This is a genomic window from Streptomyces coeruleofuscus, from assembly GCF_039532725.1.
GTDB classification, from domain to species: domain Bacteria; phylum Actinomycetota; class Actinomycetes; order Streptomycetales; family Streptomycetaceae; genus Streptomyces; species Streptomyces coeruleofuscus.
Window position 1 is genome coordinate 816366 of sequence record NZ_BAAASE010000005.1, and the last position, 25331, is coordinate 841696.

The window sequence follows — 25331 nt, forward strand, 5'->3', positions numbered from 1 at the left end:
CCCCTAGGCTTGTCCGCATGTCCCCCGATTCCCTGACCCCTGGTTCCGTGCGGTCCGCTGCCGAGGTCAACGAGGAGATCCGTGCGCTCTGGCGGCGCACGGGCGGCACCCTGTCGGCCGAGGAGCGCGCGGAGTACGAGCTGCTGGTCGTCGAGTGGGCGGCCGCGATCCGCGGCGCCGTCGTCCAGGCGGCCTGACCCGCCCCGGCCCCACACTCCCTAGGCGCGCAGACGCGCAAGCACCTCTTCCTCGACGGGGTACGGCCGCTCCTCGGGCAACAGCCCGGCGGCCTCATCGAGTCGACCCGCCCGCACCAGCGCATGGACCTCCGTGGCGAGCGGCGTGACGTCCTCGATCCCCACGATCCACTCGTCGGCGTACCGCGCCGCCGCCTCCCCCGCGAGCCCCAGCTGGAGCGAACGGTGCGGCAGCGCGTTGAGATGCAGATCCCGCTCCGGATCCCACTGCACCCGCGCCGGCGCCTGCCTCAACTGCCGCTTCCAGTCGGCCCGGTCGCCGTGCAGGGCGGGGACGTGATGGGACAGGCAGGCGTTGCGCAGGGCCCACAGGAAGCCCTCGCTGCTGATCTCGACCGCCAGGACCGTCTCCTGGCCCTCCTTCGTGCCCCAGCCGCAGCGGTACATCATCCACAGGAACGACGGCTTGATCCATGTCATGCGGTCGCGCTTCCAGGACGACGGGAACCGGCCGTGGCGGACGGCGGGGCGGCCGATCTCCGGGCGGTAGGCCTGGTAGACGGTGATCGTGGACTCGGTGTGGCGGGCGCGTATCCGGAATCTCGGTTCGTTCTGATCGTTCGGTTCGTTCTGATCGTTCACGAAGGACAGGCTGGGCCCCGGCGCCCCTCCCCGGCCACCGAATATCCCGCACACCCCTTGGCTCGGCACCTCCGATGCCCAACACTGAGCCGATGACGCAGCGTGTGGAGCTCGCCACCGTGAGGGACCGGCTGGCCGTCGACGAAGTGATCACCGACTACGCGGTGGCGGTCGACGACGGTGACTGGGAGGCGTACCGGGGACTGTTCGCCCCTCGGGGCCGGGCGGACTACCGCTCGGCCGGCGGCATCGAGGGGGAGGCCACGGCGGTCGCCGCGTGGCTCGCGGAGAGCATGCGGCTGTTCCCGGTGCGACAGCACCTGATCGTCAACCGGCGGGTGCGCTTCGGCGTCTGGGAGCAGGACACCGGCGACACGGCCCGGGTCCAGGCCGACTACGTCAACCCCATGGCCACCGAAGGGCCCGCGCCCGACTTCGTGTGCGGCGGCCGGTACGCCTTCGCGCTGCGGCGCACGATCGACGGCTGGCGGCTGAGCGAGGTGGTCGTACGGGAGAAGTGGCGGCGCCTTCCCGAGCGGCGGACGGCACCTGTGGTCAACTGACCCGGCGTCCTCCCCTAGATCGTCCGCAGGGCGCACACTGGAGGCACCACGGGGTAGGAGGCGCCTATGAAGACGCTCGGCCACTGGCTCGCCTCTCCCTGGCGGCGCTCGGTCGCCGCCGTGATCGCGGGCGCCCTTCCCGTACTCGCCTATCCCGCCCCGTCCCTGTGGTGGTGCGCCTACGTCGCCCTGGTCCCCTGGATCCTGCTGGTGCGCACCGCGCCGACCGGGAAACGGGCGGCGTACGACGGCTGGTGCGGCGGCTTCGGCTTCATGCTGGCCATGCACCACTGGCTGCTGCCCTTCCTGCACGTGTTCACGTTCGTCCTCGCCGCGCTGCTCGGCGCCCTGTGGGCCCTGTGGGGATGGCTCGTCCACCGGCTGCTGGCAGGCGTGCCCTCCCGGCGGCGGATCGCGGCCGCTCTCCTCGTCCTGCCGTCCGGCTGGCTGGCCGTCGAACTGGTCCGCTCCTGGCAGGGCCTCGGCGGCCCCTGGGGCATGCTCGGCTCCAGTCAGTGGCAGGTCGAGCCAGCGCTGCGGCTGGCCTCGGTCGGCGGGGTGTGGCTGCTCAGCTTCCTGGTCGTGGCCCTCAACGTCGCGGTCGCCGTCCTCGTCGCGGTCCGTCAGGCCCGCGTGCCCGCCGTGGCCGGTCTCGTCGCCACGGCCGCCGCCACCTCCGCCGCCTGGACCCTCTCGCCCCGCCCCGCCGTCGACGGCCAGGTGAGGATCGCCGTGGTCCAGCCGGGCGTCGTCGGCGGCCCGGACAGCGCGGACCGCCGGTTCGCCCACGAGGAACAGCTCACCCGGCGGCTCGCCGGACAGGACGTCGACCTGATCGTCTGGGGCGAGAGCAGCGTCGGCTTCGACCTCGGGGACCGGCCCGACCTCGCCCGGCGGCTCGCCGGCCTGTCCCGCGCGGCGGGCGCCGACATCCTGGTCAACGTGGACGCCCGGCGCTCCGACATGCCCGGCATCTACAAGAGCTCCGTCCTCGCCGGGCCCGACGGTCTCACCGGCGAGCGCTACGACAAGATGCGGCTCGTCCCCTTCGGCGAGTACATCCCGGCCCGCTCCCTGCTCGGCTGGGCCTCCTCCGTCGGCAAGGCGGCGGGCGAGGACCGCAGGCGCGGCTCCCAGCCGGTCGTGATGAACGTGGGGGACGACCTGCGCGTCGGCCCGATGGTGTGCTTCGAGACGGCCTTCCCCGACATGACCCGCCACCTCACCCGGGAGGGCGTCGACGTGCTGATCGGCCAGTCGTCGACGTCCACGTTCCAGCAGAGCTGGGCGCCCGAGCAGCACGCCTCACTGGCCGCGCTGCGCGCCGCCGAGACCGGCCGCCCGATGGTGCACGCGACGCTGACGGGTGTCTCCGCCGTCTACGGCCCGAGCGGGCAGCGCGTCGGCTCGTGGCTCGGCACGGACGCGTCCGCCACGCAGATCTACGAGATCCCCCTGGCCCACGGCACCACGCCGTACGTGCGCCTCGGCGACTGGACCGTGCACGCGGCCATGCTGATCCTCGCCGCCTGGGCCGCCGGCGAGGGCGTACGGACGCTGCGGCTCAGGCGCTCTGCTCCTGAACCGCGCGTACCACCCGTTCGCACAGCTCATGGGTCTCCAGCGCGTCCCGGGCGCTGAGCACCTTGCCCGCCCGCACCGCGTCCAGGAACGCCAGCACCGCCTGCTCGATGCCGCGCTGCCGGGCCACCGGCACCCAGTCGCCGCGCCGCCGCACAGTCGGCTGCCCCTTGTGGTCGACGACCTCGGCGAGGTTGATCACCTGACGCTTGGTGTCCTGCCCGGACACCTCCAGGATCTCCTCGGCCGAACCGCTGAGCCGGTTCATCACGCCGAGCGCGGTGAAGCCGTCCCCGGCGAGCTGGAGCACGACGTGGTGCAGCAGGCCGTCCCGGACACGGGCGCGCACGGTGACGTCGTCGATCTCGCCGGGCACCAGGAACCGCAGGGTGTCGACGACGTGGATGAAGTCGTCGAGGATCATCGTGCGCGGTTCCTCCGGGAGCCCGATGCGGTTCTTCTGCATCAGGATCAGCTCGCGCGGATGGTCGGCGCACTGCGTGTAGCCGGGTGCGTGACGCCGGTTGAAGCCGACGGCGAGGCTCACGTCCCGCTCCTCGGCGAGCGCCACCAGCCGCGCGGACCGGTCGAGTTCGTAGGCGAGCGGCTTGTCGACGTACGTCGGTACGCCCGCCTCCAGCAGCCGGGTCACGATCTCCGGGTGCACGATCGTGGGCGCGTGCACGAAGGCGGCGTCGAGGCCTTGCGCGAGGAGCGAGTCGAGGGTGGTGTGCCGCCGCTCCGGCGGGAGGTGGAGGGCGTCGGCGACCCGGGCGAGCGTGGCGGGCGTGCGGGTCTGGAGGTGCAGTTCCACGCCGGGCTGGAAGGCGAGGACCGGAAGGTAGGCCTTCTGCGCGATGTCACCGAGTCCGATGCAGCCGACCTTCACGGGGTGTTCTCCTCTAGCGGTTGCCTGCCGGGGTCTGCTCGGAGCATACGGCGTCCCCCACTCTCGGCTTCGCTCGAGCGGGCGGTGCCCCCAGGGGGCCGCCAGTCGGCGATGCCGTCGAAGCCCCGCAGGAACAGGGCGGGCCCGGCCGTCGAGAGCGCGGCCATGGCGGTGTCGCGTACGGCGATCCCCGCGCGGCTGGTCATGAGGTTGAGGCGGGCGACCCGCACGGCCTGGCGGGCGATGGCGGTCGTACGGTGCAGCCGGGCGGCGGTGTAGGCCGGGAGGTCGTCGCAGTGGTGGGCGAGGACGACGGCGTCCTCGATGGCCTGGTTGCCGCCCTGGCCGAGGGTCGGGGGCATGGCGTGCGCGGCGTCGCCGACCAGGGCGGCCCGGCCGCGGTGGTAGGCGGGCAGGGGTTCGGCGATGTGGTGGACGTCGTGCCGCAGTACGTCCTCGGGGCGGGCGGCGGCGAGCACGGCGGGGACCGGGTCGTGCCAGTCGCCGAAGCGGCGCAGCAACTCCGCCTTCTCGTCGTCGGGCGCGCGGCCTCCGGCGGGTGTCACGGCGGCGGCGTAGGCGTAGACGCGGCCGTCCTTGAGCGGGTGCGTGCCCCAGATGCGGCCCCGGCCCCAGGTCTCGTGCGAGGCGAAGTCGACGCCGGGGACGGGGATCACGACCCGCCAGGTGGTGAACCCGGAGTAGACGGGCCCCGGGTGGCCGGGGAAGAGCGCGCGGCGTACGGCGGACCGGATGCCGTCGGCGCCCACCACCAGGTCGGCCTCCAGCTCGCCGTCCGCGGTCGTGACGCGGGCGGGCCGGTCGGGGCCGCCGCTGTCGGCGAGGGTCGCGGCGGCGGCCGTGCGGACGGCGTCCGGGGGGAGCTGTGCGGCCAGGTGCTCGACGAGGGTGGCGCGGTGCAGGAGCACCAGCGGGCCGCCGAAGCGCTCGGCGGCGGCGTCGGCTGAGGAGCGGGCCAGCCACCGTCCGGAGGGCGTGCGCAGTCCGCCGTCCCCCGCCCAGGCGGCGAGGTCCCGGATCTCGTCGCCGAGGCCGATGACGTCCAGTGCGCGCAGGGAGTTGGGAGCGAGGGAGATGGCGGCGCCGACCGGTTCCAGTGAGCCGGCGCGCTCCAGCACGGTGACCTGCCAGCCGCGCCGGTGCAGCGCGGCCGCCGCGGTCAGGCCCCCGATTCCGCCGCCGATCACGACAGCTCGCCTCGCCTGTGTCATGGCTCCTCCTCGAACCGGCGACCGGACCTGCTGTCCAGTCTGGTAACTACATCTGTAGTCCACCTTCGACGTTACTACAGCTGTAGTGAGACGGGTAGCGTGAGCTCCATGTCCGTACGCACCGCCGGCCCCTCCCGCTCCGACCTCGTCGCCGACACCGCCCTCGCCCTGCTCGCCGAGCGGGGGATGCGGGGCCTCACACACCGGGCCGTCGACGAGGCGGCCGGACTCCCCCAGGGCTCCACGTCGAACCTCACCCGGACCCGCCAGGCCCTGCTGGAACTGACGGTGCGGCGCCTGGCCGACCGCGAGGCGCGGGTGCTGGCGCTGCACGAGATGCCGGATCCCCGGGCCGGGGCCGCCTCCCTGGCGGACGCGCTGGCCCTGGCCACGCACCGCGCCCTGACCCGCAACCGCGAACTGACCGTCGCCCGCTACGAACTGGCCCTGGAAGCCACGCGCCGCCCCGAACTGCGGGCCTACTTCGACGCGACGGGCGCCCGCTTCCGGGACCAGCTCGCCACCCTCGTCACGGGAATGGGCTCGACGGATCCCGCCAGGCACACACTGTCGCTCATCGCCTGGGCGGACGGGCTGATGTTCAGCTGCGTGGCGGGGTCGTTCGGTGCCGAAACGCCGAGCCTGGAGGAGGTGCGGGCCGGGCTGCGGGAACTGCTGGACGGGATGCTCGCCTGAAAATGCCGTGGTGCGGCAGGGAGCGCCGGGAAAGGATGTGGGCATGACGACCGAACGCCGTATGCCTGCCACGACCGCCGACGAACGCACCATGCTGGAGGGCTGGTTGGAGTTCCACCGGCAGACCCTCGCGTGGAAGTGCGAGGGCCTGAGCGACGAGCAGCTCAGGTCGCCCGCCGTGGAGCCCTCCGAGCTGTCCCTGCTGGGGCTGGTGCGGCACATGGCGGACGTGGAGCGGAGCTGGTTCCGCCGGGTGCTGGCGAACGAGGACGCGGCACCGATGTACTTCAGCGACGAGGACCTGGACGGCGAGTTCCATCTGACCGAGGCGGACACCTACGCGGAGGCGCACGCCGCCTGGCAGGCCGAGATCGAGACCGCCCGGAGCATCGCCGCCCGCTTCGGCCTGGACGACATCTCCGAGGGCAAGCACCGCCGCACCGGCGAGCGGTTCAACCTGCGGTGGATCTACACCCACATGATCGAGGAGTACGCGCGGCACAACGGCCACGCCGACCTGATCCGCGAGCGCATCGACGGCTCGACCGGCGACTGACGTCACCCCGGACGGGCCGACTGCCCCCGTACGGGGCGCGAGATCACCCGTGCGGGGCATCCTGCCACTGTCCGCTGCCCTGCCACGGGCCGGACACACCAGAGTGGCGCGGGTGCATCGAACGACGACCACAGCGACGCTCCTGGTGACCGTGGCTGTCTCGGCCCTCACCGGCTGTACGACGGTCCGGCATCCCCCCGTTCCCGGGCCGCCGGCGGCCCCGTCCCGGCCGTCGGCGCCGCAGCCGGAGGAACGGACGGAGACACAGATCGTGCAGGCACCGGCCCGCGAGGCCCTGCAACTCATCGAGGAGTCCCGCCGCCCGGAGCCGACAGCCCCCGCCTCCCGCCCGGCCACGCCCCCGGCGGCCTCGCCGGAGCGGCTGCGGCCGCCGCCCGGCACCCGCGACGTCCGCCCGCGCCCCGCCCGCCCGGAACGCCCGGAGCCGGCCCCGCGCAGCCCACGACGTCCCCACACCGACCTGCCCGACGTCCCGGAGTCGGTACGCCAGGACGTCCGCGAGAACCTCCCGAAGAGCACGGACGTGTGCGCGCTGGGCAGGCGGTACGGGGGGTGGCGGGCGGACAGCCCGGAGGCGACCATCTGCCGCGACACCTACGGGCGTTGAACCGCGTCCGGCCCGGCGCAGGCGGGACACCGACCCGGGCCGGCACGACGAGGGCGGCCACGAGCGCCGCCGTGCACCACTGGCGGGCGCTACGGTCGCTGCCTCGGCGGTGTCCACATCCCCCCGCCGCCCTCGCCCAGCCGGGACTCCAGCCGTCTGATGGCCGCCCGGACGCCCTCGCCGTAGGGGTCGTCGGTGAGGGCGGTGGCCGCTCCCCGGGCCCGCCGCAGATGTGCGCGGGCGGCATCGCGGTGGCCGAGTCTGTCGTAGTCGGCGGCCAGGTTCAGGTGCAGGGAGGGGTAGAACGCGCGCACCGCGAGCACCCCCTCCCCCGAGGTGGTCCCGGCGTCCGTGATCTCCTCCGCCGCCGTCAACGCGCGCAGGTCCCAGGCCAGTTCGTCGGCGGGATCGTCCTGCGTGTCGGCCAGGTAGTGGGCGAGGGTGCAGCGGTGCAGCGGGTCGCCGTGCTCCCCGATCTCCGCCCACAGGTCCAGGAAGCGCTGCCGGGCCTCCTCCCGGTCCCCGGCGTGGTGCAGCATGACGACCTGCCCGATCCGCGTCGGCACGGCATCCGGCGCCGCCTGTCCCTGTCGCTCCACGACCACGCCCTCCGCACCACTCGCCCGCTGTTCCCCCCGACGCTAACCGCAGGCCGGGAGGATCCAGCTGAGGCCGCTCCGTACGTCGCCGGAGCGTCGGCCGCCGTCAGCCCAGGTTCGGAATCGTCCAGTCGACGGGCTCGTGCCCCTGCGCCGCCACCGCCGCGTTGATCTGCGTGAACGGACGCGAGCCGAAGAACTTCTTCGCCGACAGCGGCGACGGGTGCGCGCCCTTGACCACGACATGCCGCGACTCGTCGATCAGCGGGAGCTTCTTCTGCGCGTAGTTCCCCCACAGCACGAACACCGCCGGGTCGGGCCGGCCGGCCACCGCGCGGATGACCGCGTCGGTGAACCTCTCCCAGCCCCGGCCCTTGTGCGAGTTGGCCTCGCCGCCGCGGACCGTGAGCACCGCGTTGAGCAGCAGGACGCCCTGCTCGGCCCACGGCATCAGATAGCCGTTGTCCGGGATCGGGGTGCCCAGCTCCGCGTGCATCTCCTTGTAGATGTTCCGGAGAGACGGCGGAATGCGCACACCGGGCCGGACCGAGAAGCACAGCCCGTGCCCCTGCCCCTCGCCGTGGTAGGGGTCCTGACCCAGGACCAGGACCTTGACCCGCTCGTACGGCGTGGCGTCCAGCGCGGCGAAGACCTCCTCGCGCGGCGGATGGACGGGACCCCTCGCCCGCTCCTCCTCGACGAACTCCGTCAGCTCCTTGAAGTAGGGCTGCTGAAGCTCGTCACCCAGAACCCCGCGCCAGGACTCGGGCAGCATGGAGATGTCGGTCACGTCAACGTCCTCACGATGTGCGGTCACTTCCAGGCCACAGAACCTACAGGCGACCACTGACAACGTGCCGGGAAAGCCCGGTGCCCGACCCGCCTACCAGGCGGTCTTGCGGTGCAGCTCCCACATCATCATGATCGTCGACGGGTCCATGGCCCGCTCCGCGCCCGAGATGTCCCGGCTCGCCGCCACGTACTGCCTGCCCTGCCACAGGGGCAGCAGCCGCGCGTCGTCCACGAGGATCCGCTGGGCCTCCTCGAACTCCTTCTCCACGTTCGCGCGGTCGCTCTCGCGGCGCGACCGGGGCAGCAGATCGCCGGTGATCTCGGGCGCCGGGTAGGGCGTACCGAGGGCGTTCTGCTCGCCGACGAACGGCGCGATGAAGTTCTCGGCGTCCGGGAAGTCGGGGAACCAGCCACGCCCGAACACCGGGTACTCGCCCTTCTGGTAGCCCTCGACGTACGTCTTCCACGGGCGGCTCTTGAGGGTGATCGCGAACAGGCCGGAGTCCTCGAGCTGGCGCTCCAGCTCCTTGAACTCCGCGGCCGTCTCGGAGCCGTAGCGGTCGCTCGTGTACCAGAGGGTGAGCGGGACCCGCTGGTTGATGCCCGCCTTGGTGAGGATCTTGCGGGCCTTGCCGACGTCCGGGTCGCCGTAGTCGTCGAAGAAGCCCGTCGTGTGACCGGTGAGGCCCTTGGGGACCATCGAGTAGAGCGGGTCGACGGTGTCCTTGTAGACCTTGTGGGCGATCGCCGCCCGGTCGACGACCTGCGCGATGGCCTGGCGTACGGCCTTGCGGTTCGCCCAGGAGTCCTTCGGGTTGAACACCAGGTAGTTGATGTCGGTGCCGGTGCCCTCGACGAGCTGGATCTCCTCCTCGTTGGAGGTCTTGCTCTGGAGATCGACGACGTCACCGGCCGCCAGACCGCGGTAGGTCACGTCGATCTGCTCGTCCCGAAGGGCCTTGACCATGGCGCCGGAGTCCTGGAAGTAGCGGATGGTCACCGCGTCGTTCCGGCGCTCGGCGAAGCCCTTGTAGCCGGCGTTGCGGACGAGGACGGCTTCCTTGCCGTCGTCGTACGAGTCGAGGGTGTACGGCCCGGAGCCGACGACGTCGCCGCCCTTGCGCAGGGAACTCTCCGGATAGGCGGCCGGGGAGACGATCGACATGGCGGGGGTGGCGAGCACGAAGGGGAAGGTCGCGTCGGGCTTGTTGAGGTGGAAGATCACCTCGCGGTCGTTCGGCGCCTGGACCCGTTCGAGGCTGCCGAGCAGACCCGCGGGGCCGCCATTGACGTTGATCTTGCGAATCCGGTCGAACGAGTGCTTCACGGCCCGTGCGTCGAGCGCGTCGCCGTTGGAGAACTTCAGGCCCTCGCGCAGTTCGCAGCGGTACACCTGGTTCGAGGAGTCGCTGAAGCCGCACTGCTCGGCGGCGTCCGGCTGGGGCTCGCTCGCGCCCGTCTGATAGCTCAGGAGCGTCTGGTAGACGTTCCTGAACAGCTCCCAGGAGCTGTCCCACGACGCGGCAGGGTCGAGCGTGCTGGGGGCACTGGTGGTGCCCACGACGATCGGCCCTTCGTCCTCCGGAGTGTCGGACGACAGCACGCCGCATCCGGCGACCAGGGACGATATGGACGCGATGGCCGCCACCCGCCGCAGGCATCGGTTCCGGTTGAACACGCGCACGCTCCTCGATCTGCCATACCAAGGGTCGGCAGACCATACCGCAGTGCCGCGCCCGCTGACCCACCCCGGTACATGACTCCTTGATCGATAAACCTTTGACTACGTTGTCACCACCGTTTGCCGTGCCTTTACACACGCACGGGCGCCCCCTGCGCGAAGGGGCGCCCGTGTCGAACCGCCTACGCTCCGGCGTCAGCCCGTGCCGGCGTTGAGGAAGATTCCGCCGTCCACGACGAGCGTCTGGCCGGTGACCCAGTCGGACTGCCCGGACGTGAGGAACGCGGCCGCGCCGCCGATGTCGGAGGGCACGCCGAGCCGGCCGAGCGGGTAGGCAGCCGCGGCCTCCTCCTCCCGGCCCTCGTACAGGGCCGTGGCGAACTTGGTCTTCACGACGGCCGGGGCGATCGCGTTGACCCGGACCTTGGGCGCGAACTCGTGCGCGAGCTGCACGGTCAGGTTGATCATCGCCGCCTTGCTGACGCCGTACGCGCCGATGAACGGCGAGGGCGAGAGGCCGGCGACGGAGGCGATGTTGACGATCGCGCCGCCGTTGTCCTTCTGCCAGGCGTGCCAGGTCCTCTGGGCGAAGCCCAGCGCCGAGACCACGTTGGTCTCGAAGACCTTGCGGGCGACGTTCAGGTCCAGATCGGCGATCGGGCCGAACACCGGGTTCGTGCCGGCGTTGTTGACCAGGTAGTCGACGCGGCCGAAGGCCTCCATCGTGCGCTCGACGGCGGCGGCCTGGTGGGCCTCGTCGTGCGCCTTGCCCACCGCGTAGATCACGCGGTCGGAGCCGAGCCGCTCGACGGCCTCCTTGAGGGCGTCCTCGTTGCGGCCGGTGATGCACACACGGTCGCCGCGGGCGACGAACGCCTCCGCGACGCCGTAGCCGATGCCGCGGCTGGCGCCCGTGACGAGGGCGGCCTTGCCGGAGAGTTCCACGGAAGTCATGTCTGTCGTCCCCTAGTCGAGCGGTCCGCCGGCCACGTACAGCACCTGGCCGGAGACAAACCCGGCCGCCTCGCCCGTGAAGAAGGCGATGGCGTTGGCGATGTCCTCGGGCTCACCGACGCGCGCCACCGGGATCTGGGTGGCGGCGGCGGCCTTGAAGTCCTCGAAGCCCATGCCGACGCGGTCGGCGGTGGCCTTGGTCATCTCGGTGGCGATGAAGCCGGGGGCGACGGAGTTGGCGGTGACGCCGAACTTGCCGAGCTCCTTGGCGAGGGTCTTGGTGAAGCCCTGGAGGCCCGCCTTGGCGGCCGAGTAGTTCACCTGGCCGCGGTTGCCCAGCGCCGAGGACGACGACAGGTTGACGATCCGGCCGAAGCCCGCGTCCACCATGTGCTTCTGGCAGGCCTTGGACATCAGGAAGGCGCCGCGCAGGTGCACGTTCATGACCGTGTCCCAGTCGGAGACGCTCATCTTGAACAGCAGGTTGTCGCGCAGCACGCCGGCGTTGTTGACCAGGATCGTCGGCGCGCCGAGCTCCTCGGCGATCCGCGCGACGGCCGCCTCGACCTGCGCCTCGTCCGAGACGTCACAGCCCACCGCGATGGCCTTGCCGCCGGCGGCGGTGATCTTCTCGACGGTGTCCTTGCAGGCCGCCTCGTCGAGGTCGAGCACGGCGACCGCGCGACCCTCGGCGGCCAGTCGTACGGCGGTGGCGGCGCCGATCCCGCGCGCGGCACCGGTGACGACGGCGACCCGCTGCTCAGTGGTGGACATGGCTGCTTCTCCTCAGATGAGCGACCGCTTAGTACCTTCAGTGGAGGTGACGCTAGAAGCCCTGGCACGCGGTGTCAACGGCCAGGCGGGGCATGTGATCCATCACCCTGCGCCACCATGCCCCGCGCGGCTCGCACGGACACCCGATCGGCCTACGGCTTCGCGCCGCCGCCGTCCGGCGCACCTAGCGTCGAAGGGCGGGCCACTCGTGGCCGGAAAGGAGGCGCCCCCATGCGCCGTTGTACCGGTGTCATAGGCGCGATCGCCGCGATCGCCGCGATCGTGCCGTTGGCCGACCCCGCTCTTGCCCAGCCCGACCGCGACTGCCGCGACTTCGCCTTCCAGGAGGACGCGCAGGCCGTCTTCGACGCGGACCCGAGTGACCCGAACCGTCTGGACGAGGACCAGGGCCCGGACGACGGCATCGCATGCGAGGTACTGCCCCGCCGCGGCACCGGTGTCATCTCCCCCACCGGTCCGGCGAGCACACCTTCCCCGGTCACCCCCACGCCCACCACCGCTCCGTCCCGGGGCGTGAGGGGCGGGCTCGGGGGCGCGGTCGCCTCGGGGCCGAGCGCCTGGGACGTCGGTGTCGGTCTGGCCTTCGTCGGCGGCGCAACGCTCGCTGCCGGCTATGTCGTGAAGCGCAGCCGGAGCTGACGCCCGGGCGCGACGGGTGTCACTTCACCAGCACGTCCAGCAACCGCTCCGTCTCCGCCGCCGGGTCGGTGGTCAGGCCCGTGTGGACGGGGCCGGGCTGGACGATCGTCGAGCGGGGGGCGACGAGCCAGCGGAAGCGGCGGCCGGCGGTGTCGTCCGCTGCCTGGCCGGCCGCGGGGCCGCCCGCGCACATGCCCTCCACGGCCCGCAGGGCGGCGCGGACCCCGGCCACGTCGGCCTCGGGGTCGAGAGCCAGCAGTCGGGCTTCGTCGAGGTGAGTGCGGGCGCCGACGTAGGACTCGGCTCGGCAGTAGACGAGCACCCCGGCGTTGATGCACTCGCCGCGCTCGACGCGCGGGACGACGCGCAGGACGGCGTACTCGTAGATCTGGCGGTCGCGCGTCCCGCCCTTGATGATGTGCCGGTCGCTCACTTGATCCCCTGGATGCGGTCGTGGATGACGGCGGCCCGTGCGAGCAGCGGTCGCGCGTAGGCCCGCCTCAGATCGTCCGGGGTGTCGAAGCCGGGCTCGCCCGTCAGCCAGACGTCCGGGATCTGCGCGGTGACGTCGGCGAGCAGCTCTTCGGTCACCCGGGGCGCCAACTCGGCCGCCGCGGCGGCGACATCGGGCGCGAAGGGCGCCAGGGCATGGTCGGAGGCGTCGTACGGGCGGGCCGCGGAGGCCTCCGCACCGGGCCAGTTGTGGTGCCAGATCATGGTCGCCCCGTGGTCGACGAGCCACGGCTCGCCCCGCCACATCAGCAGGTTGGGGTTGCGCCAGGACCGGTCGACGTTGTTGACCAGCGCGTCGAACCAGACGATCCGCCCGGCCTCCTCGGGAGCCACCGCGAAGGCGAGCGGGTCGAAGCCGAGCGCGCCGGAGAGGAAGTCCATGCCGAGGTTGGTGCCGCCGCTGGACCTGAGCAGGCTCTGCACCTCCTGGTCGGGTTCGCCGAGCCCCAGCTCCGCGTCGAGCTCGACCGTGACCAGGCGTGGCACCCGCAGCCCCAGCCGGCGGGCGAGTTCCCCGCAGACCACCTCGGCGACGAGCGTCTTGCGCCCCTGTCCCGCGCCGGTGAACTTCAGGACGTACGTCCCGAAGTCGTCGGCCTCGACGAGTCCCGGCAGCGAACCGCCCTCACGCAGGGGCGTGATGTAGCGGGTCGCGGTGACCTCTTTCAGCATTTCCCAGGCCACCCATCTCTTCAACCTTGCAATCCACGACCGCCATGGGAGGGGCGTAGCAGCGGGAATCGCCCGTCGACTTGCTTCCGGCCTCTGGCACGAAGTGAGCATAGTAACCAAGGGTGATCGCGGGCGAAGGGAGCGAGCCACGTCGCTGACCCAGGCGAGGTCCGACGACCGCAGGTGTCCCGGCCCGGAGCGTGGGCACCCGGCGGCCATGGACTTACGGAGGTCGCCCGTGATCGATCGTTCTCTCCCGGCTCTCGTCCAGGGCTACTCCTGGCTGCCCGGCCTGCTCGGCGAGCATCCCGACGGCGTGGCACGCACCCGTGTGATGGGTAAACCCGCGCTAGCCGTGCGGGGACCGGAGGCGGTGCGGTTCTTCTACGACGAACACAACGTGCAGCGCGGCGGCGCCCTCCCCGGCCCCGTCCTGAGCACCCTGTTCGGCCACGACGCCGTCCACACGCTCGACGGTGACGCCCACCGCGCCCGCAAGGAGTTCTTCCTGCCGCTGCTGCAGGCCGACCGGATCGCCGGTCTCGTCGAGCACGTCATCCCCGTCTGGGACGACGCGGTACGGGAGTGGAGCACGGCCGGACAGGTCGTGCTGTTCGACGCGGCGAGCGTGGTGCTCACCCGCGGTGTGTGCCGCTGGGCGGGCGTCCCGCTCGACGAGGGCGCCGGGGAGACGGAGCATCTCGCACGTGACCTGGTCGCCATGGTCGACGGTTTCGCGACCGCCGGGCCACGGCACTGGCGGGCCCGGCGTGCCCGCGGCCGGCAGGAGGAGCGCTTCACCCGCCTGGTCGAGGATGTCCGCTCGGGCAGGGCCGCAGCGCCCGAGGGGTCGGTGCTCGCCGCCGTGTGCCGCCACCGCGAGGCGAACGGTGAACTGCTTGACCCGCACACGGCGGCCGTCGAGCTGCTGAACGTCATCCGGCCCACTGTCGCCGTCTGCTGGTTCGTCGCCTACACGGCGCACGCGCTGCATCTCCAGCCGAACCAGCGCGAACGGTTGCGCGGTGGCGACTCCGCCTACACCGCCGCGTTCGTGCACGAGGTGCGCCGCTTCTACCCCTTCGCGCCGTTCCTCGGCGGCCTCGCCGTACGGGACCTGTCCTGGCGGGGCGTCTCGGTGCCGGCCGGGGGGATGGTGCTGCTCGATGTCTTCGGACAGAACCACGACGAGGAGCTGTGGGGCGATCCGTACGTCTTCCGCCCGGAGCGGTTCCTCGAACACGCGGTCGAGCGTGACGAACTCATCCCGCAGGGCGGTGGCGAACCGCGCACCGGCCACCGCTGCCCCGGCGAGGGCCTCACCATCGGGCTCCTCGAAGCCCTGGCGCTCCGCTTGGCCGGCCTCGACTACACCGTCCCCGACCAAGACCTGCGCATCTCCCTGCGGCGCATACCGGCGCGGGTGCGCAGCGGCTTCGCCGTACGGGACGTGCGGGTGCCGAGCGAGCGCACGCTGACGGCCGTGTGACGCCCGCGCGAACCGTGCGCGAGTGTGATCTCGCTCGTCCGGCCATCGGGGATGCGGCCCCGCCACGGCAGAATCACGCGAACGGCTCCGCCGGCTGAGGGCGGTGGAGCCGTCCGCAGCCGCGTCCTCCGGCTGCACCGGGCACCGGCCAGAATGCCGATGGGCCCCGCCGGGGTCACGCGCCGTAGGCGTGCCTGCGGGGCAGGGGGCCGACGTGGGCGTGGCGGCCGGGGCGGACGGCGGCGTGGCGCTGTCCGGGGCCGGGGCCGCTGCGGGCGGCGAGGGCGTCGGCGACGGCGCCGGTGGTGAAGGCGTAGACGGCCTTGTGCAGGACGTCCACGACGAGCTCCGTGCGGGGCCAGGTCGGCGGTGGGGCGCCGACGCCGGTCGCGTTCTCCAGGATCTGGTCGTTGGTGAGGCGGACGACGGTGAACTTGGCGGAGGCGACCGGTCCGCGCAGTCCGGCCTGGGCCATGACCGAGCGCAGCACTCCGAGGAGGGCGGCCTGGCCGTAGTGCATGGCCCAGTTGACCGGCAGTGGCTGTGTGCCGGGCCGTTCGGGCATGCCGGTCAGCCGCTGCAACACGCGCGCGGGCACATGGGAGCCGGGCCGGCCGGTGACGGCCTGCTCGATCTTCTCGCCGAGGGTCATCACGACCCCTCCGGCGGTACCGGCGATCAGTCCCTGCCACAGTGCGCGCTTGAGCATGGTCTGGCGGGTACCCGGTACGTCCGCCCCGACCCATTCCGTACGGCACGACTCCGAGGTGCCGGCACCGGTCGCCGGTCCTCTCACCTACGCCGATCCGCGCCGCCGCACGTCCCTGGACCGGGGCCACGCGTCCGCCCGGCTCGGCATCCGAGTCGCCGACAGGCGGATCGGCGGGAGCTGCCGGGAGCTGTCAGCTGTCCTTGCCCATCGCCTTCCGGACGGCGTCGCGGGTCCGGTCGACCACCGCTGCCATGGGGCCGACGGCGATGTTCTCGGCCGGGGTCTCGGCTCCCGGATGCGGGCGAGTGGGTGCCATGGCCTCGGCGGCCCGGACCGCCGTGGCCAGCATGGCGAGCTGCTGCGCCCCGGCGTTCTCGCGGAGCCGGGGGAACTCGTACTGTTCCTCGGAGGCCGCGTGCTGGAGCACGTCCGCGCGCAGCTCCCGAAAGGCGGGCAGGAACTCGGGGTCGTCGGGGTTCATGTCGTCGAGCCGGCTCAGCTTCTCCTTCGCGGCCCGCTCCTCCTGGAGACGGTCGTCGACCACCCGCTCACCGTCCTGGAAGAGACGGCCGGCCGCGGGGTGGACCACCTCTTCCTCGGCCGTCTCGTGGACGGCCAGCATGCGGACGAGTCTGCGGAACGGCTCCGCCCGGTCGCCGGCTGAGGCATTCTCGACCTCGGCGAAGAGGTCACGGATGTGGTTGTGCTGTTGCGTCAGCAGTGCCACGACGTCGTCGTTCTCGCCTGCTTCGTCCATGTGCGGCATGGCGTCGGTCAAGGGATCCTCCTGGGTTCGGTGCCGCAGCGCGTCGGCCCGGTGCATCGGCTCGGCCGGCCCTTCTCCAGGTTGTCCGTGGGTGCCGTGCGGCCGCGACCGCACGGGGCCGAACGGCGGGGGGCCTCACGTATCGCGGCAGCCACCGCGGGGTACCCGGGCCGCGCTCGCGAGAGGGTCTCGGGGCCGTGAAGGAGGCTTCGTGCCATGACCCGGCGCACGGGGAGCCCGAAAGCCCGGGCGGACGCGGGCGGGGACGACCGGATCGCGGAGCTGCGCCGCGTCGCGCGGGAGCGCTTCGGGTGGAGCGAGCTGGCGCCCGAGCAGACGGAGGCGATGAGGGCCCTGCTCGATGGCCGTGACGTGCTGGTCGTCATGCCCACCGGCTCCGGCAAGTCGGCGATCTACCAGGTACCGACCGTTGTGCTCGGCGGCCCCGCGGTCGTGGTGTCGCCGCTGATCGCATTGCAGCGCGACCAGGTCACCGGACTGCGGGAGAGCGCGGCACCGGACGCCGTGGCCGTGAACTCCGCGCAGCCCGAGTCGGCCACCGACAGAGGCTGGCGGGCCGTCCGCGAGGGCGATGCCGAGTACCTGTTCCTTTCCCCGGAGCAGCTGGCCAAGGACAGTGTGCTGAAGCGGCTGCGTGAGCTGGGCCCCTCGCTGTTCGTCGTCGACGAGGCCCACTGCGTCTCCGCGTGGGGACATGACTTCCGCCCCGACTACCTGGGCCTGGGCGAGGTCGCCGAACGCCTGGGCCGTCCGCCGGTGCTCGCTCTGACGGCGACGGCCGCGGCCCCGGTGCGGGCCGACATCGTCGAGGCCCTGCACATGCGCGACGCCCACGTCGTGACAGCCGGAACCGACCGGCCCAACATCCACCTGGCGGTGCGCACGTTCACCGACGACGCCGCCAAACGGGAGGCCGTCTCACGCTGGTCGGCCGGAGCAAGCACCCCGGGCATCCTCTATACGGCCACCCGCAAGGACGCCGAGACCCATGCGGCGCGACTGCGGCAGGACGGCGTGGACGCCGAGGCGTACCACGCGGGGATGAAGGCGGCGGAGCGGCGCCGGATCCACGACGGCTTCATGGCCGGCTCGCCCGCCGTGGTGGTGGCCACCTCCGCGTTCGGGATGGGCATCGACAAGCCCGACGTACGGTTCGCCGCCCACGCGTCCGTCCCGGAGTCACTGGACTCCTACTACCAGGAGATCGGACGCGCCGGCCGGGACGGGGAGCCGGCTGATGCGGTGCTGTTCTACCGCCCCGAGGACCTGGGACTCCAGAAGTTCCTCACCGCCCGGTCCCTGGACCTCGACGGACTGCGCCGGATCATGACCACTCTGCTCGGTCGGGACGCCCCGCACAGCCGCAGCCGGGTGGCTCGGCAGTGTGACCTGTCACGCCGGAAAACCGCAGATCTGCTGAACCTCCTGGAAGAGGCCGGAGCCGTGACTGTCGAGGGCAGGCACCGCGCGGTCCGGGCCCTTCCCGGCCGTACGGCGAACGAGGCCGCCGAAAGGGCGGAGGAGGTGTTCGAGCGGCAGCGCCGGATGGACCGGTCGCGTATCGAGATGATGCGCGGCTACGCGGAAACGCCGTCCTGCCGCCGTCAGTTCCTCCTGGGCTACTTCGGCGAGCAGCTCGACGAGCCGTGCGGACGGTGCGACGTGTGCGAGCGGGACGATGACCGGCACGCCGGGGCCGGGCAGCGGGAATCCTCCACCGCGCCCCGGCACCGCGCGCCCTACGAGCCCAACGACAGGGTCCGCCATACCGAATGGGGCACGGGCATGGTCATGCGCGTGGAGGAGGACCGCCTCGTCGTGCTGTTCGAACAGGTCGGCTACAAGACACTGTCCGTGGCAGCGGTACAGGAGGGCGACCTGCTGGCCGGCGCATGAGCCGCACCGGCCGACAGGGTCCGTCGCAGGGCGCCCATAAGGCACGTTTTTGACGGGAGCGCATCCCGAAGATGTCGGGGTGCGTCTCAGCCGCCCGGCCGGATGACCGCGCGTACGCAGCCGTCGGTCTTGTGCTTGAACAGGTCGTACGCGCGCGGCGCCTCGTCCAATGTGACGGAGTGGGTCGCCAGGTGGGCCGTGCTCAGCTCTCCGGCCGCCATGCGGTCCAGGAGCATCGGGATGTAGCGCTGGCCGTGCATCTGGGCGCCGCGCACGGTCAGGCCCTTGTTGATCACCGCGCCCAAGGGGAACTTGTCGACGGCTCCGGCGAAGACGCCCAGGATGAAGACCGTGCCGCCCTTGCGGCAGGCGTGGATGGCCTGCCGGACGGCGGTGGGACGGTCCGTCTGGAGCCGCAACTGCTGCTTGGCCTGGTCGTACAGGTGCACCGGGCTGTCGCTGTGCGCCTCCATGCCGACCGCCTCGATGCACACGTCCGGGCCGCGGCCGCCGGTGCGTTCGCGCAGTTCCGCCCCGACGTCGGTGGCCGTGTAGTCGATGACCTCGCTGCCGATGTGACGCTCGGTCATCTCCAGCCGCTCGGGGATCCGGTCGATGGAGATCACCCGCTCCGCGCCGAGCAGGATCGCGGCGCGCGCCGCCATCTGGCCGACGGCCCCGCAGCCCCAGACGGCGACGACGTCGCCGGGCTTGACGCCCGCCAGGTCGGCGCCCATCCAGCCCGTCGGCACCGAGTCGGACACGAACAGGGCGCTGGTGTCGTCGATGCCCTCCGGGACGGGAAAGGCGCCGTAGTCCGCGAAAGGCACGCGCACGTACTCGGCGTGGCTGCCGCGCAGCCCGCCCATGGCGTGCGAGTAGCCGAAGATCCCCCCGGTGTCGGCGCCGAACAGGGCCTGCCCGATGCCGGGGTTGGTGTTGGTGTTGTCGCACAGCGACCAAAGATCATGGGCGCAGTACCAGCAGCGGCCGCAGCCGACGAACGAGCAGACCACCACCCGGTCGCCCACCCTGTGCCGGTGTACGGCGGCACCGACCTCGACGACCTCGCCGAGGAACTCGTGCCCGATGACGTCCCCGGACCGCATGAAGGGGATGTAGCCGCCGATGAGGTGGAGGTCGGAGCCGCAGGTGGTGCCCGCGATCAACCGTACGATCACGTCCTGCTCGTTGCGCAGGACAGGGTCGGGCACCTGCTCCACGCCGAGCTTGTTGACGCCTTCCCAGCACAGCGCCTTCACAGCACTCCCTCCCCGCCCGCGCGCCTGGACAGCAGCCCGACGAGCTTCCCGCCGGGGGTCTCGTGCGTGGTGGGCGGTGTGTCGGGTCGCATGACCTCGCCCGCCTCCAGCAGCGCCTTCGCCTCGCGCAGGGCGCGGCGCAGATCCTGGCGCTCGTCCTGGCCGGCGAGCCGTGCGGGCAGGGAGCCCGCGGCGCCCTGGGATTCCTTCAGGCGTACGGCCAGTTCGGTGCCCCGGTCGCCGGGTGCGGCGGTGATCCGGGTCTCGATCCGGTCGCCGTACTCCCCCAGCGGCGACGGCAGCTTGTCGGGCTGGATGTCACCCGGCGCACGGTTGATCGTCACGGTCAGCCAGCGGTCGGCGGCGCCCGGGTCGTCCGGACGTGCCGTCGAGCGCCGTAGGGCGACGACGGCTCCGGCGGTGAGCCCCGCAGCCGCGGCTGCCAGTGATTTCCAAGGGGTCATGCGCGGTCACGTCCTTCGTGAGGCAGAGGGGCGGGTAATGATCGGGGTACGTGCGTGCGTGGCATCGTGGCTGTGCCCTTCCTGTGCGCACCGATGAGTGCCGGTGCGACGAGTAACCCTCCGTGTGCGCTGCAACCTCGTCGGAGTGCCGCCGCGCCCTGCGTGCGCACACCGCCCGTGGAGGCGCAGTGGCCGAGGACGGGCATCGAGGTCGAGGCGATCATGTTCAGCCACCACGCAGGCACGGTCGGCGTCGTCACGGCCAGGTGGGGTACTCCGCCGGCATGGCTCCTCATCGGCAGACGGTGAATCGGCGCACGGCGGATGGGCACACGGTGAATCGGCCCACGGCGAATCGGCACACGGCGAAGACACCTCCCCGGCAGGGCCCGCGGGTCACCGGGTTCCGCGTGTGCGCAGCCGGCCGTCCGCCCGCCCTCCCCTCCGTGCCGGATCGATGGAGGGCCGGATGACGGCCGACGCCGTCAAGGCGGCGCGGCTGGTCGCGGAGGCCGCAGCGAAGGCACCCGCCGAGGAGGTTCCACGGCGGGTGTGCGGGGCGGTGCGCGACGGGCTCGGGGTGGACGGCACCACTCTGTCGCTGCTCACCGACACCCCTTCCCGCCAGTTGCTCGCCGCCTCGGACGACGCGGCGCTCCTGCTGGAGGAGATCCAGTTCACGGTGCTGGAAGGACCCTGCATCAGCGCCGCGCACTCCGGTGAACCGGTGGCGGTGAACGACCTGCGTGAGGAGCTGACGCCTTGGCCCCTCTTCGGTGCGACCATGCGCGAGAAGCTGCCGCAGGTGGGGTCGGTGTACGCGCTCCCCGTCTTCTTCGGCGACTACGTCCTGGGAACGGTCGACCTGCTGGCGCTTCGTCCCCAGGCTCTGAGCAAGGAGGCTCTGGAGGAGGCGTCCCAGGTGGCCGACGCCGTGGCGGCCGCCCTCCTGCCGACCCGCGACATGATCATCACCGGGGACCGGGCACCGACCTGGGAGCCCGAAGAGGTCGTCCGCGCCCACTGGTTCGACACCGCGCGTGCCGTCGGCGCCCTGTCGACCCGGCGGAGGCTCACCCCCGAGAACGCCCTTGCCCTCATGCGCGCCGAAGCCTTCCGCACCGGCAGGTCACTGTCGGACATCACCAGGGACATCCTGCGCGGCCCGTGAGCCCGGCAACGGCCGGTGCGAGGTCATGACTCCTGTCCTGGACCCGCCGGGGCCGCGACGGTCCTTCCGGCAGCGCCTCGCGGCGACGCCCCGGAACCCGACAGCGAACCGACAGCTCCGCTTTACCCATGTCCTCCCGCGGGCCAGTCAGGATTTCGGCATCGTGTGAACAGCCGGTCCCCAGGGGCCGTACCTCTCGGCAGATCACGAATCCCCGGAAGGAACGTCAGCATGACCAGCGAATCAGTTCAGCCGAAGTCGGGACCGAGCCGCCGCACCCTCGTGGCGGCGGTGGGCGCGGCAGGGCTCACCGTGGCGCTGACGGCGTGCGGATCGGAGGAGGAGCCGTCCGATCCGTCCACCGAACAGGGTGCCGGCGGCGGCGCGACGAACGAGGGGGGCGGCTCGTCCACCGGAGCGGGAGCCGGCGGTGCGGCCCTCGCGAAGACCGCCGACATCCCCGAGGGAAGCGGCAAGATCTTCAAGGACGAGAAGGTCGTGGTCTCACAGCCGACGGCGGGCGAGTTCAAGGCGTTCTCGACGATCTGCACCCACCAGAACTGCCCGATGGTCGACCTCAAGGACGACATCATCTCCTGCACCTGCCACGGCAGTCAGTTCTCCGTCCTCGACGGCAGCGTGAAGAAGGCTCCCGCGGTCAAACCTCTGGAGGAAAAGCAGATCAGCGTGAACGGCGACTCCATCACGCTCGCCTGACCCCACGCGGACGTCGCAGACACGCCAGCACCTCGTCCGTGGTCGCGACCGTGGCGACCAACGCGAGGGTGTGGCGGATCATCGCGGGGGTGTAGTCCGAGGGCACTCCCGCGATGGCGTCCGCCGGGACGACGGCGGTGTAGCCGCGGTTCACGGCGTCGAACACTGCATTGGGAACGGCCACGTTGGCCGAGACCCCGGTGACGATCAGCGTGTGGCAGCCGAGGTTGCGCAGCAGCGGGTCGACATCGGTGCCCTGGAGGGGCGACAGCCCGTGCAGGCGCCGTACGACGAGGTCCTCGTCGGCGACCTCGATCGGGGCCGCGACCCGCACCGCCGGCGTGCCGGACAACTGCTGGACGGGCAGGCGTCCGGCGGCCCGGAACAGGCGGGCGTTGCGGCTGGCCCCGCGGCCGTCGGGGCGGCGCTCGGCGATGGCGTGGACGACCTGGACGCCGCTTTCGTGGGCGGCGGCCACCAGCCGGGCGACGTTGGCGAGCACCCCGCCGGCGCGGGCCTCCTCGGCGAGTAGGGGCAGAGCGCTGTCCGCTCCGACGACGCCCTCCTGGCACTCGACGGTGAGCAGCACGGTGGTCCGCGGATCGAGGAGTTCGCTGAGCTCTGCGTGCGCGGGCACGGTTCCCCCTGGGCGCCGGCGGCTGGGCGCGTGAGCGTAACCACCATTGCGCATGGACGGAAGAGAACCCATCCTTTTCTGACGTGATGTCAGAGGATCTCCTCTGACACGACGTGAGAGAAGAAAGAGGGGGAGCATGACCGTCACTCAGCAGCGCCGGGGCCGGAAGATCATGATGACGCCGGGCGAGCTGGACGATTTCCTCACCACCCAGCGCACCTGCCGGGTCGCCACGGTGTCGGCCGACGGCGCCCCGCACGTGAGCACGCTGTGGTTCGCCTGGGACGGCACCTCGATGTGGCTGTACTCGGTCGTGCGCAGCAAACGGTGGACCGACCTGCGGCGCGACCCGCGGGTGGCGATCGTGGTCGACACCGGCGAGGAGTACGACGAGCTGCGCGGCGTCGAACTGTCGGGCACCGTCGAGTTCGTGGGCGAGATCCCGCGCACGGGCGAGCTGCGCGCCGAACTCGACGTCCCGGAGACGCTGTTCGCCCGGAAGAACTTCGGCCTGGAGGAGATGCCGCACGACGGCCGGCACGCCTGGATGCGGCTGACGCCGCAGAAGATCGTCTCCTGGGACTTCCGCAAGCTGGGGGCGCGGTAGCACCGGGGTCCGGGCTCAGCCGAGGCTCTCCCCCGCCGCCCGGAGGGCCTTCACCGCGGCCCGGATCGACGGGCGGCGGTCGGCGTCCGCGCGCCAGACCACGTACACGTGCCGCCGGACCCGCTGTCTGACGGGGACGGTCACGACCCCCGCGGGCACGGGGCGGCGGCCGAGCAGCGGGGCGACGCACACGCCGAGCCCCGCGGCGACCAGCGCGAGCTGGGTGTGGGTCTCGGCGGCACGGTGGCCCACGAGCGGCTCGATGCCCTGAGAGCGGAGCGTGTACATCAGCCACTCGTGGCAGAACTCGCCCTCGCCCCAGGTGATCCACTCGTCGTCGGCGAACTCCGCGAGGTCCACCTCGTCCCGCCCTGCGAGCCGGTGGTCCGCGGGCATGGCCACATCGGCGGGGTCGTCCATGATCGGCGCCTTGACCAGACCGTCGGGCAGCGCCATCGGCTTGTTGTACCAGTCGAGGACCACGGCGAGGTCGAGGTCGCCGCGCACGACCCCGGCGAGGGCGGCCTCCGGTTCCAGCTCGCAGGAGCGCAGCCGGAGCGCGGGATGCCGCTCGCGCAGGGCGGACAGCGCGAGCGGGAACAGGCCGCGGGCGGCCGTCGGGAACGCCGAGAGTCTCAGCTCGCCGACGACCTGTCCGCGCTGCGCCTCCAGGTCGGACTGGGCCAGCTCGACCTGGGACAGGATGCGCGCGGCGTGCTCGGCGAGCAGCCGGCCCGCGTCGGTGAGCCGCACGCCCCGGCCGTTCTTGGCGAGGAGCTGCTGCCCGACCTCCCGCTCCAGCTTGGACATCTGCTGGGAGACGGCGGACGTCGTGATGTGCAGCCCCTCGGCCGCGCCGCTGACCGAGCCGTGCCGGGCGAGGGCGTCGAGGGTGCGCAGGCGCTCCAGGTTCAACATGTAAGTGATGCTACGCAATACCGGTTGCGAAATCTCGATTGTGCTACGAGGTTCTTGACCGCCATCGTGGTTCCATGAGCACCGTCACCACCCCCGGCCGGGTCGCCACCCCCTCGGGCGACCGCCCCCGTCGCCGCCTCGACTGGCGTCTCCGCTTCGCCGCCCTGTCCCTGATCTGGGGCTTCAGCTTCCTCCTCATCAAGGTGGGCACCGAGGGGTACGCGCCGTTCCAGGTCACGCTCGGACGGCTGGTGTTCGGTACGGCGGTGCTGGCCGCGGCGATGGCGGTGCGCCGCGAGCGGCTGCCGCGCGGGGCCCGCACCTGGGGGCATCTGACGGTCGCCGCGTTCCTGCTCAACGCCCTGCCGTTCTCGCTGTTCGCGTACGCCGAGCTGACCATCCCGTCCACGCTGGCGGGCATCTGCAACGCGACGTCGCCGCTGTGGGGCATGGCGCTGTCCCTGGTCGCCCTGTCGGAGGACCGCCCGACCCGGGTGCGGGTCGCCGGTCTCGGGCTCGGCTTCCTCGGGGTGCTCACGGTGCTGGGCGCCTGGCAGGGCTTCCACGGCCTGGACGCCACCGGCACGGCACTGGCCCTGCTGGCCTCCCTCAGCTATCCGATCGGCTGGATCTACGTCCGCCGCACCCTGGCCGGCACCAGCCACTCGCACCTGTCGATGACCGGCGCGCAGCTGCTGCTCGCCACGATCCAACTGGCCGTCGTCACCCCGCTGTTCACCACCCTGCCCACCAGCCTGTCCGTCGGGCCGCTGCTGGCGATCGCCGCCCTGGGCGCACTCGGCACGGGCCTCGCCGTCCTCCTCCAGTACGGCCTGGTCGCCGAGGTCGGGCCGACGACCGCCCAGATGGTCACGTACTTCATTCCGGTCATCGCCACGGCCGCGGGCGTCGCGCTCCTGGGCGAGTCGCTTTCCTGGTCGACGCCGGTCGGGGCGGTGATCGTCCTGATCGGCGCGGCACTTACGCAGGTCCGGCCGAAGGTCAGGGCGTAGGGGGCGGGCCGGGGCGTCCGGCGTACGCG

At 72.1% G+C, this 25331-nt stretch carries 29 protein-coding genes; 13 read left to right on the plus strand and 16 right to left on the minus strand.

All coding sequences use genetic code 11. The annotated features are described in order from the left end of the window. Nucleotides 1-17: 17 nt before the first annotated feature. A complete protein-coding gene (locus ABFX81_RS23125; RefSeq protein ID WP_086843603.1) occupies nucleotides 18-197 on the plus strand; it encodes a hypothetical protein in 180 nt (59 codons plus the stop codon). A gap of 21 nt (nucleotides 198-218) precedes the next feature. On the opposite strand, the gene ABFX81_RS23130 is transcribed toward ABFX81_RS23125, so the two are convergent. Continuing rightward, on the minus strand, nucleotides 219-839 hold the full coding sequence (locus ABFX81_RS23130; protein ID WP_086843601.1) for a DUF4291 family protein: 621 nt from the start codon (nucleotides 837-839) through the stop codon (nucleotides 219-221). A 92-nt stretch (nucleotides 840-931) separates the two neighbouring features. On the opposite strand from ABFX81_RS23130, the gene ABFX81_RS23135 reads away from it, so the two are divergent. Together ABFX81_RS23135 and lnt are read left to right on the plus strand one after the other, a co-directional pair. After that, on the plus strand, nucleotides 932-1402 hold the full coding sequence (locus ABFX81_RS23135) for a nuclear transport factor 2 family protein (protein ID WP_086843599.1): 471 nt from the start codon (nucleotides 932-934) through the stop codon (nucleotides 1400-1402). A 66-nt stretch (nucleotides 1403-1468) separates the two neighbouring features. Continuing rightward, a complete protein-coding gene (gene lnt, locus ABFX81_RS23140) occupies nucleotides 1469-3043 on the plus strand; it encodes an apolipoprotein N-acyltransferase (protein WP_086843597.1) in 1575 nt (524 codons plus the stop codon). Here the strand turns inward: lnt and ABFX81_RS23145 are convergent. Beyond that, nucleotides 2967-3872 (minus strand): Gfo/Idh/MocA family oxidoreductase, encoded by a 906-nt coding sequence (locus tag ABFX81_RS23145; protein WP_086843594.1) that lies wholly within the window; start codon nucleotides 3870-3872, stop codon nucleotides 2967-2969. The two genes, lnt and ABFX81_RS23145, sit on opposite strands and share 77 nt — an antisense overlap. After that, on the minus strand, nucleotides 3869-5104 hold the full coding sequence (locus ABFX81_RS23150) for an FAD-dependent monooxygenase (RefSeq protein ID WP_086843592.1): 1236 nt from the start codon (nucleotides 5102-5104) through the stop codon (nucleotides 3869-3871). The genes ABFX81_RS23145 and ABFX81_RS23150 overlap by 4 nt, the downstream gene beginning before the upstream one ends. Nucleotides 5105-5212: 108 nt before the next feature. On the opposite strand from ABFX81_RS23150, the gene ABFX81_RS23155 reads away from it, so the two are divergent. From ABFX81_RS23155 to ABFX81_RS23165, 3 genes are all read left to right on the plus strand, one after another. Continuing rightward, on the plus strand, nucleotides 5213-5800 hold the full coding sequence (locus ABFX81_RS23155) for a TetR family transcriptional regulator C-terminal domain-containing protein (protein ID WP_086843590.1): 588 nt from the start codon (nucleotides 5213-5215) through the stop codon (nucleotides 5798-5800). A gap of 43 nt (nucleotides 5801-5843) precedes the next feature. Beyond that, a complete protein-coding gene (locus tag ABFX81_RS23160; RefSeq protein WP_346138579.1) occupies nucleotides 5844-6356 on the plus strand; it encodes a DinB family protein in 513 nt (170 codons plus the stop codon). Between the two features lie 112 nt (nucleotides 6357-6468). Then, complete coding sequence (locus ABFX81_RS23165) at nucleotides 6469-6984, plus strand: hypothetical protein (protein WP_346138580.1); 516 nt, start codon at nucleotides 6469-6471, stop codon at nucleotides 6982-6984. 89 nt (nucleotides 6985-7073) lie between these two features. On the opposite strand, the gene ABFX81_RS23170 is transcribed toward ABFX81_RS23165, so the two are convergent. From ABFX81_RS23170 to fabG, 5 genes are all read right to left on the minus strand, one after another. After that, nucleotides 7074-7589 (minus strand): hypothetical protein, encoded by a 516-nt coding sequence (locus tag ABFX81_RS23170; RefSeq protein ID WP_346138581.1) that lies wholly within the window; start codon nucleotides 7587-7589, stop codon nucleotides 7074-7076. 100 nt (nucleotides 7590-7689) lie between these two features. Beyond that, complete coding sequence (locus ABFX81_RS23175; protein ID WP_086850931.1) at nucleotides 7690-8373, minus strand: uracil-DNA glycosylase; 684 nt, start codon at nucleotides 8371-8373, stop codon at nucleotides 7690-7692. Between the two features lie 93 nt (nucleotides 8374-8466). Next, on the minus strand, nucleotides 8467-10053 hold the full coding sequence (locus ABFX81_RS23180; protein WP_346138582.1) for an ABC transporter substrate-binding protein: 1587 nt from the start codon (nucleotides 10051-10053) through the stop codon (nucleotides 8467-8469). A 198-nt stretch (nucleotides 10054-10251) separates the two neighbouring features. After that, on the minus strand, nucleotides 10252-11010 hold the full coding sequence (locus tag ABFX81_RS23185) for an SDR family oxidoreductase (protein WP_086850935.1): 759 nt from the start codon (nucleotides 11008-11010) through the stop codon (nucleotides 10252-10254). 12 nt (nucleotides 11011-11022) lie between these two features. Next, nucleotides 11023-11784 (minus strand): 3-oxoacyl-ACP reductase FabG, encoded by a 762-nt coding sequence (fabG, locus tag ABFX81_RS23190; RefSeq protein ID WP_020270157.1) that lies wholly within the window; start codon nucleotides 11782-11784, stop codon nucleotides 11023-11025. Between the two features lie 231 nt (nucleotides 11785-12015). Here fabG and ABFX81_RS23195 point away from each other — a divergent pair, with 231 nt between their 5' ends. Next, a complete protein-coding gene (locus ABFX81_RS23195) occupies nucleotides 12016-12444 on the plus strand; it encodes an excalibur calcium-binding protein (protein ID WP_346138583.1) in 429 nt (142 codons plus the stop codon). Nucleotides 12445-12463: 19 nt separating this feature from the next. On the opposite strand, the gene ABFX81_RS23200 is transcribed toward ABFX81_RS23195, so the two are convergent. Together ABFX81_RS23200 and ABFX81_RS23205 are read right to left on the minus strand one after the other, a co-directional pair. After that, nucleotides 12464-12877 carry a DUF3037 domain-containing protein gene (locus tag ABFX81_RS23200; RefSeq protein ID WP_346138584.1) on the minus strand — a complete coding sequence of 138 codons (414 nt, stop codon included), beginning with the start codon at nucleotides 12875-12877 and terminating at the stop codon, nucleotides 12464-12466. Further along, complete coding sequence (locus ABFX81_RS23205) at nucleotides 12874-13629, minus strand: HipA family kinase (protein ID WP_086847086.1); 756 nt, start codon at nucleotides 13627-13629, stop codon at nucleotides 12874-12876. The genes ABFX81_RS23200 and ABFX81_RS23205 overlap by 4 nt, the downstream gene beginning before the upstream one ends. 238 nt (nucleotides 13630-13867) lie before the next feature. Here ABFX81_RS23205 and ABFX81_RS23210 point away from each other — a divergent pair, with 238 nt between their 5' ends. Continuing rightward, complete coding sequence (locus tag ABFX81_RS23210) at nucleotides 13868-15118, plus strand: cytochrome P450 (RefSeq protein WP_346138585.1); 1251 nt, start codon at nucleotides 13868-13870, stop codon at nucleotides 15116-15118. A 175-nt stretch (nucleotides 15119-15293) separates the two neighbouring features. Here ABFX81_RS23210 and ABFX81_RS23215 read toward each other — a convergent pair whose 3' ends face one another. Together ABFX81_RS23215 and ABFX81_RS23220 are read right to left on the minus strand one after the other, a co-directional pair. Beyond that, entirely contained in the window at nucleotides 15294-15827 is a 534-nt protein-coding gene (locus tag ABFX81_RS23215) for a hypothetical protein (protein ID WP_086847041.1), read from the minus strand. Between the two features lie 193 nt (nucleotides 15828-16020). Next, complete coding sequence (locus tag ABFX81_RS23220) at nucleotides 16021-16608, minus strand: hemerythrin domain-containing protein (protein WP_346138586.1); 588 nt, start codon at nucleotides 16606-16608, stop codon at nucleotides 16021-16023. Between the two features lie 204 nt (nucleotides 16609-16812). Here ABFX81_RS23220 and ABFX81_RS23225 point away from each other — a divergent pair, with 204 nt between their 5' ends. Then, entirely contained in the window at nucleotides 16813-18513 is a 1701-nt protein-coding gene (locus ABFX81_RS23225) for a RecQ family ATP-dependent DNA helicase (protein WP_086847044.1), read from the plus strand. 86 nt (nucleotides 18514-18599) lie between these two features. Here the strand turns inward: ABFX81_RS23225 and ABFX81_RS23230 are convergent, their stop codons facing one another. Both ABFX81_RS23230 and ABFX81_RS23235 read right to left on the minus strand, forming a co-directional pair. After that, nucleotides 18600-19775 carry a zinc-binding dehydrogenase gene (locus ABFX81_RS23230; protein ID WP_086847046.1) on the minus strand — a complete coding sequence of 392 codons (1176 nt, stop codon included), beginning with the start codon at nucleotides 19773-19775 and terminating at the stop codon, nucleotides 18600-18602. Continuing rightward, entirely contained in the window at nucleotides 19772-20239 is a 468-nt protein-coding gene (locus tag ABFX81_RS23235) for a hypothetical protein (protein ID WP_086847048.1), read from the minus strand. Before ABFX81_RS23235 ends, ABFX81_RS23230 begins: the two co-directional genes overlap by 4 nt. Nucleotides 20240-20708: 469 nt before the next feature. On the opposite strand from ABFX81_RS23235, the gene ABFX81_RS23240 reads away from it, so the two are divergent. After that, the gene (locus tag ABFX81_RS23240; protein ID WP_346138587.1) at nucleotides 20709-21410 is read left to right on the plus strand and encodes a GAF domain-containing protein; all 702 of its coding nucleotides are present in this window, start codon (nucleotides 20709-20711) and stop codon (nucleotides 21408-21410) included. 231 nt (nucleotides 21411-21641) lie between these two features. Beyond that, entirely contained in the window at nucleotides 21642-22127 is a 486-nt protein-coding gene (locus tag ABFX81_RS23245) for a Rieske 2Fe-2S domain-containing protein (protein WP_086847052.1), read from the plus strand. On the opposite strand, the gene ABFX81_RS23250 is transcribed toward ABFX81_RS23245, so the two are convergent. Then, entirely contained in the window at nucleotides 22114-22764 is a 651-nt protein-coding gene (locus ABFX81_RS23250; protein WP_086847054.1) for an isochorismatase family protein, read from the minus strand. The two genes, ABFX81_RS23245 and ABFX81_RS23250, sit on opposite strands and share 14 nt — an antisense overlap. A gap of 136 nt (nucleotides 22765-22900) precedes the next feature. On the opposite strand from ABFX81_RS23250, the gene ABFX81_RS23255 reads away from it, so the two are divergent. Further along, a complete protein-coding gene (locus ABFX81_RS23255) occupies nucleotides 22901-23371 on the plus strand; it encodes a pyridoxamine 5'-phosphate oxidase family protein (RefSeq protein ID WP_086847056.1) in 471 nt (156 codons plus the stop codon). 15 nt (nucleotides 23372-23386) lie between these two features. Here the strand turns inward: ABFX81_RS23255 and ABFX81_RS23260 are convergent, their stop codons facing one another. Next, nucleotides 23387-24289, minus strand: coding sequence for a LysR substrate-binding domain-containing protein (locus tag ABFX81_RS23260; protein ID WP_086847058.1), 903 nt, complete (start codon nucleotides 24287-24289; stop codon nucleotides 23387-23389). Nucleotides 24290-24363: 74 nt separating this feature from the next. Between ABFX81_RS23260 and ABFX81_RS23265 the strand changes: the two genes are divergently transcribed. Continuing rightward, a complete protein-coding gene (locus tag ABFX81_RS23265; protein ID WP_346138588.1) occupies nucleotides 24364-25302 on the plus strand; it encodes a DMT family transporter in 939 nt (312 codons plus the stop codon). The last annotated feature ends 29 nt before the right edge of the window (nucleotides 25303-25331 follow it).

Coding starts and splice junctions, on each gene's coding strand:
- ABFX81_RS23125 (WP_086843603.1), top strand. CDS start 18: ATGTCCCCCGATTCCCTGACCCCTGGTTCCGTGCGGTCCGCTGCCGAG.
- ABFX81_RS23135 (WP_086843599.1), top strand. CDS start 932: ATGACGCAGCGTGTGGAGCTCGCCACCGTGAGGGACCGGCTGGCCGTC.
- lnt (WP_086843597.1), top strand. CDS start 1,469: ATGAAGACGCTCGGCCACTGGCTCGCCTCTCCCTGGCGGCGCTCGGTC.
- ABFX81_RS23150 (WP_086843592.1), bottom strand. CDS start 5,104: ATGACACAGGCGAGGCGAGCTGTCGTGATCGGCGGCGGAATCGGGGGC.
- ABFX81_RS23155 (WP_086843590.1), top strand. CDS start 5,213: ATGTCCGTACGCACCGCCGGCCCCTCCCGCTCCGACCTCGTCGCCGAC.
- ABFX81_RS23160 (WP_346138579.1), top strand. CDS start 5,844: ATGACGACCGAACGCCGTATGCCTGCCACGACCGCCGACGAACGCACC.
- ABFX81_RS23185 (WP_086850935.1), bottom strand. CDS start 11,010: ATGACTTCCGTGGAACTCTCCGGCAAGGCCGCCCTCGTCACGGGCGCC.
- fabG (WP_020270157.1), bottom strand. CDS start 11,784: ATGTCCACCACTGAGCAGCGGGTCGCCGTCGTCACCGGTGCCGCGCGC.
- ABFX81_RS23195 (WP_346138583.1), top strand. CDS start 12,016: ATGCGCCGTTGTACCGGTGTCATAGGCGCGATCGCCGCGATCGCCGCG.
- ABFX81_RS23205 (WP_086847086.1), bottom strand. CDS start 13,629: ATGCTGAAAGAGGTCACCGCGACCCGCTACATCACGCCCCTGCGTGAG.
- ABFX81_RS23215 (WP_086847041.1), bottom strand. CDS start 15,827: ATGCTCAAGCGCGCACTGTGGCAGGGACTGATCGCCGGTACCGCCGGA.
- ABFX81_RS23225 (WP_086847044.1), top strand. CDS start 16,813: ATGACCCGGCGCACGGGGAGCCCGAAAGCCCGGGCGGACGCGGGCGGG.
- ABFX81_RS23235 (WP_086847048.1), bottom strand. CDS start 20,239: ATGACCCCTTGGAAATCACTGGCAGCCGCGGCTGCGGGGCTCACCGCC.
- ABFX81_RS23240 (WP_346138587.1), top strand. CDS start 20,709: ATGACGGCCGACGCCGTCAAGGCGGCGCGGCTGGTCGCGGAGGCCGCA.
- ABFX81_RS23245 (WP_086847052.1), top strand. CDS start 21,642: ATGACCAGCGAATCAGTTCAGCCGAAGTCGGGACCGAGCCGCCGCACC.
- ABFX81_RS23255 (WP_086847056.1), top strand. CDS start 22,901: ATGACCGTCACTCAGCAGCGCCGGGGCCGGAAGATCATGATGACGCCG.
- ABFX81_RS23260 (WP_086847058.1), bottom strand. CDS start 24,289: ATGTTGAACCTGGAGCGCCTGCGCACCCTCGACGCCCTCGCCCGGCAC.
- ABFX81_RS23265 (WP_346138588.1), top strand. CDS start 24,364: ATGAGCACCGTCACCACCCCCGGCCGGGTCGCCACCCCCTCGGGCGAC.